Raw genomic sequence first — 14,423 nt, forward strand, 5'->3', positions numbered from 1 at the left:
GCCCAAAACAAGGGCGCTTCGCAATCGCCGTCTCTTGCATGTAACGTCCATGCGTGCCCATTTGCAGGCATGACACTGGTATCGCGCATCACCCGCCTGCCCATTCCCTATGACCCCGACCGGGGCGCCGAGGCACGCGCCGCCGTGCCCGCGCTGGAGGGCGATCTGGCAAAGCTGGTCGAAGGGGCGGGGGGCTGTTCGCCCTATCTCAAATCCCTGATCGAGAAAGAGGCGGCGTGGCTGCCATCCGCGCTGGACGACCCCGAGAGCGCGCTGGAGGCGGTGTTTGCCGATGTGGATGCCGCCGCGCCAGATGTCCTGCCAACCGTGCTGCGGCAGGCCAAGCGGCGGGTGGCGCTGCTGACGGCGCTGGCCGATCTGGCAGGGGTCTGGCCGCTGATGCAGGTCACCGGCGCGCTGACGCGGCTGGCCGATCTGGCCACCCATGCGGCGATGCGGGCCTGCGTGGGGGCCGAGATCAGGCGCGGCAAGCTGCCCGGCGCCACGCAGGACGATATCGAGACCGCAGGCGGCATGGTGGCGATCGCCATGGGCAAGATGGGGGCGGGCGAGCTGAACTACAGCTCGGATATCGACATGATCTGCCTGTTCGACGAAACCCGTTTCGATCAGGACGACTGGCACGAGGCGCGCACCAGTTTCGTGCGTGCCACCCGCAAGATGACCGCGATGCTGAGCGACATGACCGCCGATGGCTATGTCTTTCGCACCGACCTGCGGCTGCGCCCCGATCCGGCGGTCACGCCTGTCTGCATGGCGATGGCGGCGGCGGAAACCTATTACGAAAGCCTTGGCCGCACATGGGAGAGGGCCGCCTATATCAAGGCGCGCGCCTGTGCCGGGGACATCGCGGCGGGCGAGGGGTTTCTCAAGACCCTGACGCCTTTCGTGTTCCGCAAGCATCTGGATTTCGCCGCGATTCAGGATGCCCATGACATGCGGCTGGCGATCCGGGAACACAAGGGACTGGGTGGGCCGATCACCCTGCCGCGCCACAACATGAAGCTGGGGCGCGGTGGAATCCGCGAGATCGAATTCTTCACCCAGACGCGGCAGTTGATCGCCGGCGGGCGCGACCCCGAATTGCGGGTGCGCGGCACGCTGGACGGTCTGCGCGTGCTGGCCGACAAGGGCTGGGTGCCGGAGGATGCGGCTGAAATCCTGGCCGATCACTACGTCGCCCACCGCGAGGTCGAACATCGTTTGCAGATGGTGGGCGATGCCCAAACTCATGACCTGCCGGGATCCGAGGACGGGTTCGCGCGGCTGGCCTGCTTCATGGGCCGCGATCTGTCCGAGGTGAAGGCCGATCTGCACCGCCGCCTGACCGAGGTGCACGATCTGACCGAAAGCTTCTTTGCACCCGATGACAGCGGGCCGCCGCTTCCTGACGCCCACGGGTTCAACACCGAGATCATCGACCGCTGGAAAAGCTATCCCGCGCTGCGCTCTGCCCGCGCGGTCGAGATCTTCGAGCGGTTGAAGCCCGATCTGCTGGACCGTCTGGGCCGCACCGCCAAGCCCGACGAGGCGATACTGGCGCTGGACGGGTTTCTGGCCGGCTTGCCCGCCGGTGTGCAGCTGTTTTCGCTGTTCGAGGCCAATCCGCAACTGATCGACCTGCTGGTGGATATCGTCGGCACCGCGCCTGCGCTGGCGGCGCATCTGTCGCGCAATTCGGGCGTGTTCGACGCGGTGATCGGGGGGGATTTCTTTTCCGAATGGCCGGGCATGGCGGCGCTGCGCGACGAATTGGCAGAGCATGTGGCGCAAGAGGCCGATTACGAACGCAAGCTGGATGCCGCCCGCCGTTGGGCCAAGGAGTGGCATTTCCGCGTGGGCGTGCATCACCTGCGCGGGCTGATCTGTGCCACGCGCGCAGGCGCGCAATATGCCGATCTGGCCGAGGCCTGCCTGTCGGCCCTTTATCCCGTGGTGGTGGCGCAATTCGCGCTGAAACACGGGGACCCGCCTGGGCGCGGGGCGGCAGTGCTGGGCATGGGATCGCTGGGGGCGGCGCGGCTGAATGCGGCGTCGGATCTGGACCTGATCGTGATCTATGACGCGGCAGGGGTCGAGGCGTCTGACGGGCGCCGGTCGCTGCCTGCCCGCACCTATTACGCGCGGATGACGCAGGCGATGGTCACGGCGGTGACCGCGCTGATGGCCGAGGGGCGGCTCTATGAGGTCGACATGCGCCTGCGTCCCAGTGGCACGCAGGGACCGGTGGCGACATCGCTGGCCAGTTTCGAGACGTATCAGAAGGAAGAGGCCTGGGTGTGGGAGCATCTGGCGCTGACCCGCGCGCGGGCGGTGGCGGGCGATGCGGATGTGGCGGCTGATGTCGAGGCGGTGCGCTGTGCCGTCCTGACAGCCTCGCAGGATCGCGCCAAGGTGCTGAAAGAGGTGGCCGAGATGCGCGCGCGCGTGGCCGCCGCCAAGCCCCAGCAGGGGCCATGGGATGCCAAGCTGGGGCCGGGCCGGTTGCAGGATGTGGAACTGGTCGCGCAGGCGGCCAGCCTGCTGGGCGGTGGCACCGATCGCAGCATCGAGGCCGGGCTGGACCACGCCGTGCGCATCGGATGGCTGGAAAGCGACGCGGCGCAGGCGCTGGATGCCGCGCACGGGCTGTGCTGGCAGGTGCAGGCCGTGTCAAGGTTGCTGAGCGACAAGCCCTTTGATCCGGACCGCACCGGCGAGGGCGGCTGCGCGATGATGCTGCGCGAAACCGGGTGCGACGATCTGACAACGCTGGGGCGTCATCTGAACGATAGCTGCGCGCGCGCCGGTCAGGTGATCGACGCCGCGCTGAAGCCGGAGGCAGGCGGGTGAAAAAGGGCGATGCGCTGGACCCCAAGGGGCTGATCTATGAATCCTACCGGATCGACGGCATCAGCGCGTCCGAATGCCGGACGATCTTTCTGGACTGGGCGTTGAGCCTGCCCGAGGGGCAGGACAGCCGCGACGCGATCCTGCGCCTGATTGACCGCTATGGCGGGGATGCGCCCGACCACCCGATGACGCAGGTGATGCGCGAAGGGCTGGAGCAGATGGACCGCCCGCGCAGGCGCGGTGGCTGGAGGTCACGCCCGCGCGACTGATCCCAAGGAGATCACAGGCTGGCGGCTTGCCGCGCCAGGTTGGTGATCGCGTTCCACTCGGCATTTTCCACCAGCTTTTTCGGCGCGACCCAACTGCCGCCGACGCACAGCACATTGGGCAGCGACAGGTAATCGCGCACGGTGTCATGCCCGATGCCACCTGTGGGGCAGAACCGGATCTGCGGCAGGGGCGCCCCGATGGCTTTCAAGGCGGGTGCGCCGCCGATGGCGCTGGCGGGAAAGAACTTCTGCACGGTGTAGCCGCGTTCCAGCAGCGCCATCGCCTCGGTCGCGGTGGCGGCGCCGGGCAGCAGCGGCAGGTCCGCGCCCTCGCAGGCGTCCAGCAGGCGGTCCGTGGCACCGGGAGAAACGGCGAAACGCGCGCCCGCCGCCTTGGCGGCGGCGACATCCGCAGGGGTCAGAACCGTGCCCGCACCCACGATACCGCCCGGCACGGTGGCCATGGCCGCGATCACCTCGAGCGCGGCGGGCGTGCGCAACGTCACCTCCAGCACCGGCAGGCCCCCGGCGATCAGTGCGGCGGCCAGCGGGGCGGCCAGCGTCGCATCCTCGATCACGAGCACGGGGATCACCGGCGCGCGGCGGCAGAGGGCTTCGGTCTGCTGGCTGATCTGCGCGGGCGTCAGCATCAGACCACCACGCCCGCGCCGCTGCTGGCGGGGCCGACGGATCGGCGGAAGATCTCGAACAGCTCGCGCCCGATGCCGTGGTGATTGGCCGACAGGTCAGGGCTGGCAGAGGCGCGGTCGAGCGCACCCGGTGTCAGCAACTCAAGCGTGCCCTTGTGCGCGTCCAGCCGCAGCAGATCGCCGTCGCGCAGGCAGGCCAGCGGCCCGCCCGCCGCCGCCTCGGGGGCGACATGGATCGCCGATGGCACCTTGCCGCTGGCCCCCGACATGCGCCCGTCGGTCACCAGCGCCACCTTGTGCCCGCGCCCCTGCACCACGCCCAAGGGGGGCATCAGCCCGTGCAGTTCGGGCATGCCGTTGGCCTGCGGGCCCTGAAACCGGACCACCACGATCACGTCGCGGTCCAGCTCGCCCGCCCTGAATGCGGCCTTGACTGCATCCTGGGTGTCGAACACGCGGGCCGGGGCCTCGATCACATGGGCCTGTTCCGAGATGGCGGATGTCTTGATGATCGCCTCGCCCAGATTGCCATGCAGGTGGATCAACCCGCCTGCGGGCTGGAACGGGTCGCTGGCGGGGCGCAGGATCTTGTCGTTCAGGCTGTGGCCCGTGCCGGGTGACCAGTGCAGGCGGTCGCCGTCAAGCCGCGGCTCGTAGGTATAGCGCGACAGGCCGGGGCCGGCGGCGGTCTGCACATCCTCGTGCAGCAGACCGGCATCGAGCAGTTGCGCGATCAGATAGCCAAGCCCGCCCGCCGCGTGGAAGTGATTCACATCGGCCAGCGAGTTGGGATAGACCCGCGCCAGCAAGGGCGTGACTGCCGACAGATCGGCGAAATCCTGCGGCAACAGGTCGATCCCCGCCGCGCGGGCCATGGCGGGCAGGTGGATCACCAGATTGGTCGATCCACCCGTGGCCATCAGCCCCACGATCCCGTTCACGAAGGCGCGTTCGTCCAGCACGTCGCAGACCGGGGTATATTCCTCTCCCAGAGCGGTGATCGCCAGCGCGCGCTGCGCACCCGCGCGGGTCAGCGCCGTGCGCAGCGGCGTGCCGGGGTTGACGAAGGAGGTGCCGGGCAGGTGCAGGCCCATGAACTCCATCAGCATCTGGTTGGAATTGGCCGTGCCGTAAAAGGTGCAGGTGCCTGGGCCGTGATAGCTGTCCATCTCGGCCTTCATCAGGGTGGCGCGGTCAACCTCGCCTGCGGCGAACTGCTGGCGGATGCGGGCCTTTTCGTCGTTGGGCAGGCCGCTGGTCATCGGACCGGCGGGCATGAACACCGCCGGCACATGACCAAAGGTGGCCGCCGCGATCACCAGACCCGGCACGATCTTGTCGCACACGCTCAGATAGACCGCAGCATCAAAGGTGTTGTGCGACATCGCCACCCCGGCGGCCAGCGCGATCACATCGCGCGAGAACAGCGACAGCTCCATCCCCGGCTGGCTTTGGGTGACACCGTCGCACATGGCCGGCACGCCGCCCGCAACCTGCGCGGTGCCCCCCGCATCCCGCGCGGCGGCGCGGATCAGCTCGGGGTAGGTTTCGAACGGCTGATGCGCCGAGAGCATGTCGTTATAGGCGGTCACGATCCCCAGATGCGGGGCCTGATCGGTGGCCAGCGCCTGCTGATCGGGGCCGGTGGCGGCGTAGGCATGGGCCTGATTGGAACACCCCAGATGCCCGCGTGCCGGGCCATCCCGCCCGGCCTGGCGCATCCGCGCCAAGTAGGCGCTGCGCCGGGCGGCGCTGCGTTCGATGATCCTGTCGGTGACCTGTGCCACGGTGTCGTTCAGTGCCATGTCGCCCCCTGACGTCTTCGCTCCAGATATATGTCGTTAGCGATAACGCCGCAACCGCGCTGCCACGGGCCTGCCGCCACAAACCCGCGCAATCGTCCCCATTGTGTCCCATTCATGCCCCAATCCGATGTCAGTTTCGTGATCAATGATACGGGCAGACCGCCCATCGGAGGACGAGTATGAAGCATGTTCGCATAATCACGGCACTGGTCCTGGGCCTGAGCGTTTCGGCCTGTGCCTCATTCGAAACCGCCACACGCAACGCTCCGCTGGAAAGCGCCACGGCGCTGGCGGCCAAGCTGCCTTCGGCGGCGGTGCAGTCGTTTGCGGTGCAATCCTATAAGGTCAAGGTGCCGCGCAGCCTGCGGGTGAGCGAGGCCAATACCTATTATCCCCTGGGCGACATCGTCTGGCGCGGTGATCCCATCGGCGACCGCCACGCCCAGATCGGCGAGATCTTCATCACCAGCATGTCGCAGGCAATTGACGGCGCGCAGGGTGCGCTGCCGGTCGATGCCGAGATCGTGCTGAAGCGGTTTCACGCGCTGACGGAAAAGACCCGCTATACCGTCGGCGGGGTGCATTCCATCGCGTTCGACCTGATCCTGCGCGATCCCGAAACCGGGCTGGAGGTTGTGCCGCCGCGTACAATCCGCGCTGATCTGAAAGCCTATGGCGGATCCAAGGCCATCGCCGCCGAGCAGCAGGGCATCACGCAGAAGGTGCGCATCACCCAGCATCTGGAGAATGTTCTGCGGTCTGAACTGGCCGAACCCGGCTCTGCCCCCGAGGGTGTGACGCAATTGGTGGCCGGGCTCGAGGTCAATCCGATCTGATCTTTCCCCCGCGAACGAACGGCAGTAAGAGGGCAGCATGACGCTGTCCTCTTTTCCCGTGATCCGCCTGAAACCCAAATCGAACGCCCGCGCCATACGGCACGGCGCGCCTTGGGTCTATGACAACGAACTGGTCATCGACCGGCGCACCAGGGGGCTGACGCCTGGCAGCATTGCGGTGCTGGAGGATGCCGAGCGCGCGCCGATGGCTCTGGTCGCGGTGAACCCCAATTCGCGCATCTTTGCCCGCGTGCTGGATCGCGACCTGAGCGCGGTGATCGACCGCGACTGGCTGGTGGCGCGGCTGGCACGGGCGCAGGAGATGCGTGCGCGGCTGTTCGATGCACCCTATTATCGCCTGATCCACGCCGAGGCCGATGGCCTGCCGGGCGTGGTGATCGACCGGTTCGGGGATGCGGCGGTGATCCAGCCCAACGCGGCCTGGGCCGATGTGCTGCTGGACGATCTGGCGCAGGCGCTGGTGCAGGTGACGGGCGTGACGACCGTGCTCAAGAACGCAGGCGGACGCGCGCGCAGCCTGGAAGGGTTGGACGAGGACAGTGCGGTGCTGGTCGGGCAGGCCCCGGATGCGCCGGTGGCGGTGCCGATGAACGGCGCCACCTACATGGCCGATCTGACGGGCGGGCAGAAAACCGGCCTGTTCTATGACCAGCGGCCCAACCACGCCTTTGCCGCGCGGCTGGCGCAGGGCGCGCGGGTGCTGGATGTATTCTCCCACGTGGGCGGCTTTGCGCTGGCCAGCCTGGCGGCGGGCGCGGATCACGCGCTGGCGGTCGATGGCTCGGACCCGGCGCTGGCCTTGGCGCGCGAGGGCGCGCAGGCGGGCGGCGTGTCTGACCGGTTCGAGACCCGCAAGGGCGATGCGTTCGACGTGATGGCCGCGCTGGCCGAAGAGGGCGCACAGTTCGATTTGGTGATCTGTGACCCGCCCGCCTTTGCGCCATCGAAACAGGCGCTGGAGGCCGGGTTGCGTGCGTACGAGCGCGTGGCGCGGCTGGCTGCCGGGCTGGTGGCTCCGGGGGGCTATCTTGGCCTGTGTTCCTGCTCGCATGCGGTCGATCTGGCCGCGTTCCGCGTGGCGTGCAATCGCGGCATCGGGCGGGCCGGGCGGCAGGGGCAGATCATCCACACCGGCTTTGCCGGAGCGGACCATCCGCTGATGCCGCAACTGGCCGAAAGCGGGTATCTCAAGGCGCTGTTCTACCGCCTATGAAGGTGCTGCTGGACACCTGTGTTCTGTATCCCACCGTGATGCGCGAGATGCTTTTGGGCGTGGCCGGGCAGGGCGCGTTCACGCCCTTGTGGTCTGAGCGGATTCTCGAGGAATGGGCCCGCGCCGCGCGCAAGCTGGGACCGGGCGGCGAGGCGCAGGCGCGCGCCGAAGTGGCGCAGGTCAGCGCGCGATGGCCGGATGCTGCGGTGTCGGCCCAGCCGGGCCTTGAGGCGCGTCTGTGGCTGCCCGACAGGAACGACGTGCATGTGCTGGCCGCTGCCATCGCGGGGCATGCGGATATCATCGTGACGCTGAACAACAGCGACTTTCCGCGACATATCCTTGCCGAAGAGGGGCTGACCCGCGCCGACCCGGACGGGTTTCTTCTGGGTCTGTGGCAGGCGAACCCGGACATGGTGGCCCATGTCGGCGCGCGCGTGCTGGACGAGGCGCGCCGGTTGTCGGGCGAAGACTGGGGCATCCGGCGGCTGATGAAAAAGGCGCGGCTGCCAAGGGTGGGCAAGGCGCTGGCGGCTTAGGTCGGCAGGCCCCAGTTCGCCTCGTGGCGTTCGATGGCTGCGATGCGGTCCTTGGTGGGCGGGTGCGACATCAGCCATGCGGGCATGACGCCCGAGCGGGAATTGGTCAGCGCCTCAAGCTTTTCGAACAGTGATTTCTGCGGATCGGTGCCGATCCCGGTCTTGACCAGCAGGGCCGAGGCGTATTCATCCGCCTCGTATTCATCGCTGCGGCTGAGTTTCGCGGCCAGCATGCTGGTCAGCATGTTGGCGATCCAAACGCCGACGCCCGGAATGATCCGCACCAGCACCATCGCCAGCGCGGTGCGCAGGGCGTTCTGCCCCGAAAAGTCGATCATCCGGCGGCGGGCATGGCCCAGGGCGACATGGCCCAACTCATGCGCGATGACGCTGGCCATTTCCTCGGCAGACACCTCGCCCTGTCGAAATTTCTGGTAAAATCCGCGGGTTATGAAGATGCGCCCGTCGGGTGCGGCCAGCCCGTTGATTGGCTCGATCTCGTACAGATGCACCTTGACGCGCGGGATTTCCAGCGCGGCGGCCATGCGGTCAAGCATCGGCGCAAGGGTCGGATCGACCAGCTCGGATGACCGCGAATTGAGTTCGGACTGGGTGCGCCAGACCGAAAAGCGGTACATCACGAAGCCATAGATCAGGGCCAGAAGGATCGGGGTGAATTTCAACATGTCCCAGATATGGGGCGGTTTGCGCGGCGCGGCAAGCGGTGGGTTGTCACGGATGGGCAAACACGGTTAATTACGCGCTGATTTGGCGAAAGGGGCCGGGCATGGCGCAAGCGTACGAACTGGATCAGGGCTTTGGCGACGGGCTGCGGCTGGGCCTGATCGTGCTGTCCACCGATGAAAGCCTTGAGAACGAGGCGCGGACGGTGCTGGCGGGGCGGCCTGTCAGCCTGCTGCACGCGCGGATTCCGGCCCAGCCGGACGTGACGCCCGACGCCCTGCGCCGCATGGCCGACGAGATGACGACCACCGCCGCACGGCTGCCCAAAGGGCTGGACGTGATCGGCTATGGCTGCACGAGTGCCTCTACGATCATCGGACCCGAGCGGGTCAAGTCATTGATTCAAGAGGCACATCCCGGGGTTGGGGTGTCCGATCCGATCAGCGCGGTGTCCGCCGCGCTGAAGGCCCTGGGGGTCGGCAAGATCGGCTATGCATCGCCCTATGTCCAAAGCGTGACCGCACCGATGCGGGCGTTTCTGGCCGAGCGGGGCATCGACACGGTGGCCGAGGCCAGTTTCGATCAGGCAGACGATTACACTGTCGCCCGGATTGCCGAAGGATCGACTCGCAACATGCTGGAAAACCTGGCGAAAAACGACGATGCCGAAGGGTTCTTCACAAGCTGCACCAATCTGCGCACCTTTGGCATCATCGACGAGGTCGAGGCTGCAACGGGCCGTCCGGTGGTCAGTTCGAACCAGGCGCTGCTGTGGCACATGCTGCAACTGGCAGGCGTGGATGCGCGCGGCTGGGGGCCGGGGCGGCTGTTTCAGACGGCGGCCTGACCGCCCGGAAAGAGCCATGCACCGGGCATGCACAATCCATGCACATGGCATGCATATGCGGGACGCCGTGTTGGATCGGAAAATCGCTGCGGTCTGACCGCCCGGTTCAGCGTGTCAGCGACTTCATGCCCTGCTCGATTCCCGACAGGGTCATCGGCACCATGCGATCCTCGAAGATCTCGCGGATCATGCCGACCGAATGGGTATAGCCCCAGTATTTCTCGGGCACCGGGTTGATCCACAGGTGATCGGGCCACTGGTCGCGGGCGCGTTGCAGCCAGACCTGACCGGATTCGGGATTCCAGTGTTCATTGGCCCCGCCGGGATAGGCGATTTCATAGGGTGACATGCTGGCGTCACCCACGAAGATGCATTTGTAATCCGAGCCGTAGGTGTGCAGCACGTCCCATGTGGGTATCTGCGCATCCCAGCGGCGGCGGTTGTCGCGCCAGACGCCTTCGTACAGGCAGTTGTGGAAGTAGTAGTATTCCATGTGTTTGAATTCGGAACGCGCGGCGCTGAACAGCTCCTCGACCACCTTGATATGGGGGTCCATGCTGCCGCCCACGTCCAGAAACAACAGCACCTTGACCGCATTGCGCCGCTCTGGCCGCGTCTTGACGTCAAGATATCCGTGCTCGGCGGTGGCGCGGATGGTGCCATCCAGATCCAGCTCGTCATGGGCCCCGTCGCGCGCCCAGCGGCGCAGGCGTTTCAGGGCCACCTTGATGTTGCGGGTGCCAAGCTCGACGCTGTCATCGAGGTTCTTGAACTCGCGCTTGTCCCAGACCTTGACCGCGCGCTGGTGGCGGGATTTCTCCTGCCCGATGCGCACGCCTTCGGGGTTGTAGCCATGCGCGCCAAAGGGGCTGGTGCCGGCGGTGCCGATCCACTTGTTGCCGCCCTGGTGGCGGCCCTGTTGTTCCTTGAGCCGCTCTTTCAGCGTCTCCATCAGCTTGTCGAAGCCCCCCAGCGCCTCGATCTCGCGCTTTTCCTCGTCGCTCAGGTGCTTTTCGGCCATCTTTTCCAGCCAGTCGGCGGGGATGTCCACGGCATTCAGCACATCGCCAAGCTGGATATCCTCGAGCCCCTTGAAGGTGGCGGCAAAGGCGCGGTCGAACTTGTCGAGGTTGCGTTCGTCTTTGACCATCACGGTGCGCGAAAGGTAGTAGAACCCTTCGACGTCATAGGTGACCAGACCCGATTTCATGCCTTCGAGAAAGGCCAGGTATTCCCGCAGGGTCACGGGAATGTCGGCTTTGCGCAGGTTTTCGAAGAATGGCAGGAACATGGTATCAGAGCGATGCGCGGTGAATGAAAATCGTCAGGAACAGCGCGATGATCACGAAAAGAATCCCGTAGCCGGCGGCGTATTGCGCGATATCCAGCGCCTTGCCCTTGCGTCGTATGGCAACCATTGCACCATACGTCGCGCCCAACAGCGCGCCAGCCAATACGATCATTCTTCAAGCCTCAGTTGCGTCCCAGAACGGGATTGAGCGACGCGACCTCGCGCAGCTTGGCGTGCACCGCCCAATCCGCCCCAAATCCGTATCGCGCCCAACCCAGACTGTCCAGCCTGCTGCTTTCCGCCTCGTCGGCCCGGCCCAGCAGGTCCAGCGCCTCGGCGCGCAGCATCATCAGCGTGGCCAGCAGGGCCGCGTTTTCGTGCCGCGCGGAGGTGTTGAGATGCGGTGTCACCATCGACAGCGCGTCCTGCCCGCGACCCTGTGCCACGGCAAAGGCAGCCAGTTGCGAGGCGACAAAGGCGCGGTGGATGTCGGTGCCGGGCACCTGCGCGTAATAGTGATCGGCGGCGGTGAAATGATCCTGCGCCGCGCGGTCGTCCACACGCTGGGTCAAACGGCCCATCGCATAATGCGAGAACGCCATGCGGTGATCGTTCCAGCCCATGGTGCGCGCGATCTGAAGCGCCTGTTCGGCGGCGCGGCGGCGTTCGGGCGGGTTGGCCCCCGGCCCGAGCGCGGTCTGCACCGCCAGCACCCAGCTGCGCGGGGTGCTGCCCACGCGGCGCGGCGGCAGGTTCTGTCCGGCGGGATTGATCCGGGCCAGCACCGCGGGCAGGCGCGCGGCGACCTGACCCCGGGTCATGCCCGCGCTGAATTCTGGCGCATAGTAGATCCGCAGGATCATCATGTCATAGCCGGTCAGGACGGCATGGATGTTGTCGTCGTTGAACACGCTGTCATGCAGGCGGTACAGGTCGTTGAGCGGCCCCAACGCCTGTGCCAGTTCCTCGTGCAGGCAATCGCGCACCTCTTGCGGCGAGGCATCGGAGGGCAGGAAGATGCCCAGCCTTTCGCGCGTTCTGATCTTTCCCCAATCGGTGCGCTCGCTGCGCCGCGCCTTGCGATACTCGCTGACACGGGTGATGTTGGGCACCACGAAACAGGCGGCATGGGGCAGGTTGCGGCGGATGTCGGCGCGGGTAACGGCCTGAATGGTGACGTTGGCCTCGGGGCTGTCGGTCAGGTGGATGTCGATCCCGGCCTCGGCACGCAGGCGCGCCAGCAGCCGGTTGAGGTCCATCCCCATGCTGGCCGTCGGCTTGCCGGTCACGCGCACCGAAATGGGCCCTTCGAACCGCGAGAAGTATGGCAGCCGGCGTCCGGATTCCAGCGTGAAGGTCAGATCGAGGAAATCCTGCGCCAGATCCGAGTTCGACTGCACCGGCGGGGTGGGGCGCGGTACCGAGAATGTCTTCATCGGCGGCAAGGAGGTGTCGGAGAACGGCGCGGCCCTGCTGGCGGTTTCTGTCGGCACGGCGGGCATGCAGGCCCCCAGCATCAGGCAGACAGGCAACACGATGCGGCGCATCATGCGGTCGATCCCACCAGATCAAACGGGGCCGCTGCCTTGATGACCGGCGCAGAAGGAAAAAGCCCCGAGAAGGGGGTGCCAGGTGTCCCGGTCATGTTCTGCCTCGTTTCTTAATCGGTTGAGAGGACTTATGCCTGTCTTGATGTCGGCGTTAAGGGGTAACCGGGGCAGAAACTTGGCATTTCGCCTTGGTGGCAAGATGCTGACGGATGCCCGAACTCGTATCGTCATTTCAACGTGTTAGACTGGATTCTTGATGCGCGGAGCATAGCGGAATTGGTAAATCTTTGTGGCAAATCCCGCCGGCCAGCGGGATTTGCGGCCAATTGTGGCGAAAATGTGCCACCCCGCGGGCGAGGCGGTGTCGGGGTCACCCCCCGCGCCGGGCCATGAAGGCGAGACGCTCGAACAGGTGCACGTCCTGTTCGTTCTTGAGCAGCGCACCATGCAGTTTGGGCAGGGCGTTGGGGCCGTCGCGTTTCAGGTCCTCAGGCGTCAGATCCTCGGCCAGCAGCAGTTTCAGCCAGTCGAGCACCTCGGAGGTGGAGGGCTTTTTCTTGAGGCCCGCCATGTCGCGGATTTCGTAGAACTGGGTCAGGGCGGTGGTGAGCAACTGGTCCTTGATGCCGGGGTGATGCACCTCGACGATCTGCTTCATGGTCGCGGTGTCGGGGAAGCGGATGTAGTGAAAGAAACAGCGGCGCAGGAAGGCGTCGGGCAGTTCCTTTTCGTTGTTCGAGGTGATGATGACGATGGGGCGGTTGTCGGCGCGGATCGTCTCGCCGGTCTCGTAGACATAGAATTCCATCCGGTCGAGTTCCTGCAGCAGGTCGTTGGGAAACTCGATGTCGGCCTTGTCGATCTCGTCGATCAGCAGGACGACCTTTTCGGGGGCGGTGAACGCCTCCCACAGCTTGCCCTTGCGGATGTAGTTGCGCACGTCATGCACGCGTTCGTCGCCCAGCTGGCTGTCGCGCAACCGGCTGACGGCGTCGTATTCGTACAGGCCCTGCTGCGCCTTGGTGGTGGACTTGATGTTCCATTCGATCATCCGCAGACCCAGCGCATTTGCCACCTGGCGGGCCAGTTCGGTCTTGCCGGTGCCGGGTTCGCCCTTGACCAGAAGCGGACGTTCCAGCGTGACCGCCGCGTTGACCGCCACGGTCAGGTCTTCGGTTGCGACATAGGCCTTGGTGCCTGTGAATTTCATGGATCAGTAACCTCTATTTGCGCAGTGTTGCGGCCAACTTAGACTGCTGTGCCGATACGGGCAATGCGGCGTCGCAGTTTCGGTTATTGGGTAGTGACAAAGCGCCAAAGCAAGTGTATCTGCCAGCCCGAAGGGGGCGCCATATGCAACAGGAAAACCTGCAAGCCATTGGCCTTGATGAGGGAGCGGATATGAAAGCCGAAGTCTTTCTTCCCGACGATTATCGACCGGCGGAAGATGAACCATTCATGAACGAACGGCAGAGCGAGTATTTTCGCCGCAAGCTCGTTGCCTGGAGGACCGACCTGCTGGAGGACAGTCGTGACACGATCGAGGCGTTGCAGGAAGGCACCCGCAACATCCCCGATGTGACCGACCGCGCCAGCGAGGAAACCGACCGCGCGCTGGAACTGCGCACGCGGGACCGGCAGCGCAAGCTGGTCGCCAAGATCGACGCGGCGCTGCGCCGGCTGGAACAGGGCGAATACGGCTATTGCGAGGTGACCGGCGAGCCGATCAGCCTCAAACGGCTGGATGCGCGCCCCATCGCCACCATGAGCCTCGAGGCGCAGGAACGCCACGAGCGCCGTGAAAAGGTGCACCGCGACGACTGACCGCGCGGCACAGACGTGATTTCGGGAACGCCGGGGCTTTC

14 protein-coding genes are annotated in these 14,423 nt (G+C 65.8%); 7 read left to right on the forward strand and 7 right to left on the reverse strand.

Annotated elements, in window-relative coordinates; all coding sequences use genetic code 11:
* Nucleotides 1–69 precede the first annotated feature (69 nt).
* Together ACFTOW_RS17895 and ACFTOW_RS17900 are read left to right on the forward strand one after the other, a co-directional pair.
* On the forward strand, nucleotides 70–2,853 hold the full coding sequence (locus ACFTOW_RS17895; RefSeq protein WP_379918267.1) for a [protein-PII] uridylyltransferase family protein: 2,784 nt from the start codon (nucleotides 70–72) through the stop codon (nucleotides 2,851–2,853).
* Nucleotides 2,850–3,122 carry a hypothetical protein gene (locus tag ACFTOW_RS17900; RefSeq protein ID WP_379918269.1) on the forward strand — a complete coding sequence of 91 codons (273 nt, stop codon included), beginning with the start codon at nucleotides 2,850–2,852 and terminating at the stop codon, nucleotides 3,120–3,122. Before ACFTOW_RS17895 ends, ACFTOW_RS17900 begins: the two co-directional genes overlap by 4 nt.
* Nucleotides 3,123–3,133: 11 nt before the next feature.
* Here ACFTOW_RS17900 and eda read toward each other — a convergent pair whose 3' ends face one another.
* Nucleotides 3,134–3,769: a bifunctional 4-hydroxy-2-oxoglutarate aldolase/2-dehydro-3-deoxy-phosphogluconate aldolase gene (gene eda, locus ACFTOW_RS17905; protein WP_379918351.1), complete on the reverse strand. Its 636-nt coding sequence runs from the start codon at nucleotides 3,767–3,769 to the stop codon at nucleotides 3,134–3,136.
* Between the two features lie 2 nt (nucleotides 3,770–3,771).
* Nucleotides 3,772–5,577 carry a phosphogluconate dehydratase gene (gene edd / locus ACFTOW_RS17910; RefSeq protein ID WP_379918271.1) on the reverse strand — a complete coding sequence of 602 codons (1,806 nt, stop codon included), beginning with the start codon at nucleotides 5,575–5,577 and terminating at the stop codon, nucleotides 3,772–3,774.
* A 179-nt stretch (nucleotides 5,578–5,756) separates the two neighbouring features.
* Between edd and ACFTOW_RS17915 the strand changes: the two genes are divergently transcribed.
* The 3 genes from ACFTOW_RS17915 to ACFTOW_RS17925 are packed head-to-tail and all read left to right on the forward strand — an operon-like array spanning nucleotide 5,757 to nucleotide 8,186.
* Complete coding sequence (locus ACFTOW_RS17915) at nucleotides 5,757–6,413, forward strand: DUF6778 family protein (RefSeq protein ID WP_379918273.1); 657 nt, start codon at nucleotides 5,757–5,759, stop codon at nucleotides 6,411–6,413.
* 37 nt (nucleotides 6,414–6,450) lie between these two features.
* Complete coding sequence (locus tag ACFTOW_RS17920) at nucleotides 6,451–7,647, forward strand: RSP_2647 family RNA methyltransferase (protein WP_379918275.1); 1,197 nt, start codon at nucleotides 6,451–6,453, stop codon at nucleotides 7,645–7,647.
* Nucleotides 7,644–8,186 carry an RSP_2648 family PIN domain-containing protein gene (locus tag ACFTOW_RS17925; RefSeq protein ID WP_379918277.1) on the forward strand — a complete coding sequence of 181 codons (543 nt, stop codon included), beginning with the start codon at nucleotides 7,644–7,646 and terminating at the stop codon, nucleotides 8,184–8,186. The genes ACFTOW_RS17920 and ACFTOW_RS17925 overlap by 4 nt, the downstream gene beginning before the upstream one ends.
* On the opposite strand, the gene ACFTOW_RS17930 is transcribed toward ACFTOW_RS17925, so the two are convergent.
* Nucleotides 8,183–8,872 carry a M48 family metallopeptidase gene (locus ACFTOW_RS17930; RefSeq protein ID WP_379918279.1) on the reverse strand — a complete coding sequence of 230 codons (690 nt, stop codon included), beginning with the start codon at nucleotides 8,870–8,872 and terminating at the stop codon, nucleotides 8,183–8,185. The genes ACFTOW_RS17925 and ACFTOW_RS17930 overlap by 4 nt on opposite strands.
* 101 nt (nucleotides 8,873–8,973) lie before the next feature.
* Here ACFTOW_RS17930 and ACFTOW_RS17935 point away from each other — a divergent pair, with 101 nt between their 5' ends.
* Nucleotides 8,974–9,717 carry a maleate cis-trans isomerase family protein gene (locus ACFTOW_RS17935; protein WP_379918281.1) on the forward strand — a complete coding sequence of 248 codons (744 nt, stop codon included), beginning with the start codon at nucleotides 8,974–8,976 and terminating at the stop codon, nucleotides 9,715–9,717.
* Between the two features lie 106 nt (nucleotides 9,718–9,823).
* Here ACFTOW_RS17935 and ACFTOW_RS17940 read toward each other — a convergent pair whose 3' ends face one another.
* From ACFTOW_RS17940 to ACFTOW_RS17955, 4 genes are all read right to left on the reverse strand, one after another.
* Complete coding sequence (locus ACFTOW_RS17940; protein WP_379918283.1) at nucleotides 9,824–11,008, reverse strand: vWA domain-containing protein; 1,185 nt, start codon at nucleotides 11,006–11,008, stop codon at nucleotides 9,824–9,826.
* A gap of 4 nt (nucleotides 11,009–11,012) precedes the next feature.
* Nucleotides 11,013–11,180: a hypothetical protein gene (locus ACFTOW_RS17945; RefSeq protein ID WP_379918285.1), complete on the reverse strand. Its 168-nt coding sequence runs from the start codon at nucleotides 11,178–11,180 to the stop codon at nucleotides 11,013–11,015.
* A 10-nt stretch (nucleotides 11,181–11,190) separates the two neighbouring features.
* Entirely contained in the window at nucleotides 11,191–12,555 is a 1,365-nt protein-coding gene (locus tag ACFTOW_RS17950) for a DUF2927 domain-containing protein (protein WP_379918353.1), read from the reverse strand.
* 373 nt (nucleotides 12,556–12,928) lie between these two features.
* Entirely contained in the window at nucleotides 12,929–13,768 is an 840-nt protein-coding gene (locus tag ACFTOW_RS17955) for an AAA family ATPase (RefSeq protein ID WP_379918287.1), read from the reverse strand.
* 191 nt (nucleotides 13,769–13,959) lie between these two features.
* Here ACFTOW_RS17955 and dksA point away from each other — a divergent pair, with 191 nt between their 5' ends.
* Nucleotides 13,960–14,382, forward strand: coding sequence for an RNA polymerase-binding protein DksA (dksA, locus tag ACFTOW_RS17960; protein WP_379918289.1), 423 nt, complete (start codon nucleotides 13,960–13,962; stop codon nucleotides 14,380–14,382).
* The last annotated feature ends 41 nt before the right edge of the window (nucleotides 14,383–14,423 follow it).

Source organism: Lacimonas salitolerans (assembly GCF_042677865.1).
Lineage (GTDB): Bacteria > Pseudomonadota > Alphaproteobacteria > Rhodobacterales > Rhodobacteraceae > Lutimaribacter > Lutimaribacter salitolerans.

Excerpts from the sequence above, each read along its gene's own strand:
- ACFTOW_RS17895 (WP_379918267.1), top strand. The coding sequence starts at position 70 with ATGACACTGGTATCGCGCATCACCCGCCTGCCCATTCCCTATGACCCC.
- edd (WP_379918271.1), bottom strand. The coding sequence starts at position 5,577 with ATGGCACTGAACGACACCGTGGCACAGGTCACCGACAGGATCATCGAA.
- ACFTOW_RS17915 (WP_379918273.1), top strand. The coding sequence starts at position 5,757 with ATGAAGCATGTTCGCATAATCACGGCACTGGTCCTGGGCCTGAGCGTT.
- ACFTOW_RS17920 (WP_379918275.1), top strand. The coding sequence starts at position 6,451 with ATGACGCTGTCCTCTTTTCCCGTGATCCGCCTGAAACCCAAATCGAAC.
- ACFTOW_RS17925 (WP_379918277.1), top strand. The coding sequence starts at position 7,644 with ATGAAGGTGCTGCTGGACACCTGTGTTCTGTATCCCACCGTGATGCGC.
- ACFTOW_RS17930 (WP_379918279.1), bottom strand. The coding sequence starts at position 8,872 with ATGTTGAAATTCACCCCGATCCTTCTGGCCCTGATCTATGGCTTCGTG.
- ACFTOW_RS17935 (WP_379918281.1), top strand. The coding sequence starts at position 8,974 with ATGGCGCAAGCGTACGAACTGGATCAGGGCTTTGGCGACGGGCTGCGG.
- ACFTOW_RS17940 (WP_379918283.1), bottom strand. The coding sequence starts at position 11,008 with ATGTTCCTGCCATTCTTCGAAAACCTGCGCAAAGCCGACATTCCCGTG.
- ACFTOW_RS17945 (WP_379918285.1), bottom strand. The coding sequence starts at position 11,180 with ATGATCGTATTGGCTGGCGCGCTGTTGGGCGCGACGTATGGTGCAATG.
- ACFTOW_RS17950 (WP_379918353.1), bottom strand. The coding sequence starts at position 12,555 with ATGCGCCGCATCGTGTTGCCTGTCTGCCTGATGCTGGGGGCCTGCATG.
- ACFTOW_RS17955 (WP_379918287.1), bottom strand. The coding sequence starts at position 13,768 with ATGAAATTCACAGGCACCAAGGCCTATGTCGCAACCGAAGACCTGACC.
- dksA (WP_379918289.1), top strand. The coding sequence starts at position 13,960 with ATGAAAGCCGAAGTCTTTCTTCCCGACGATTATCGACCGGCGGAAGAT.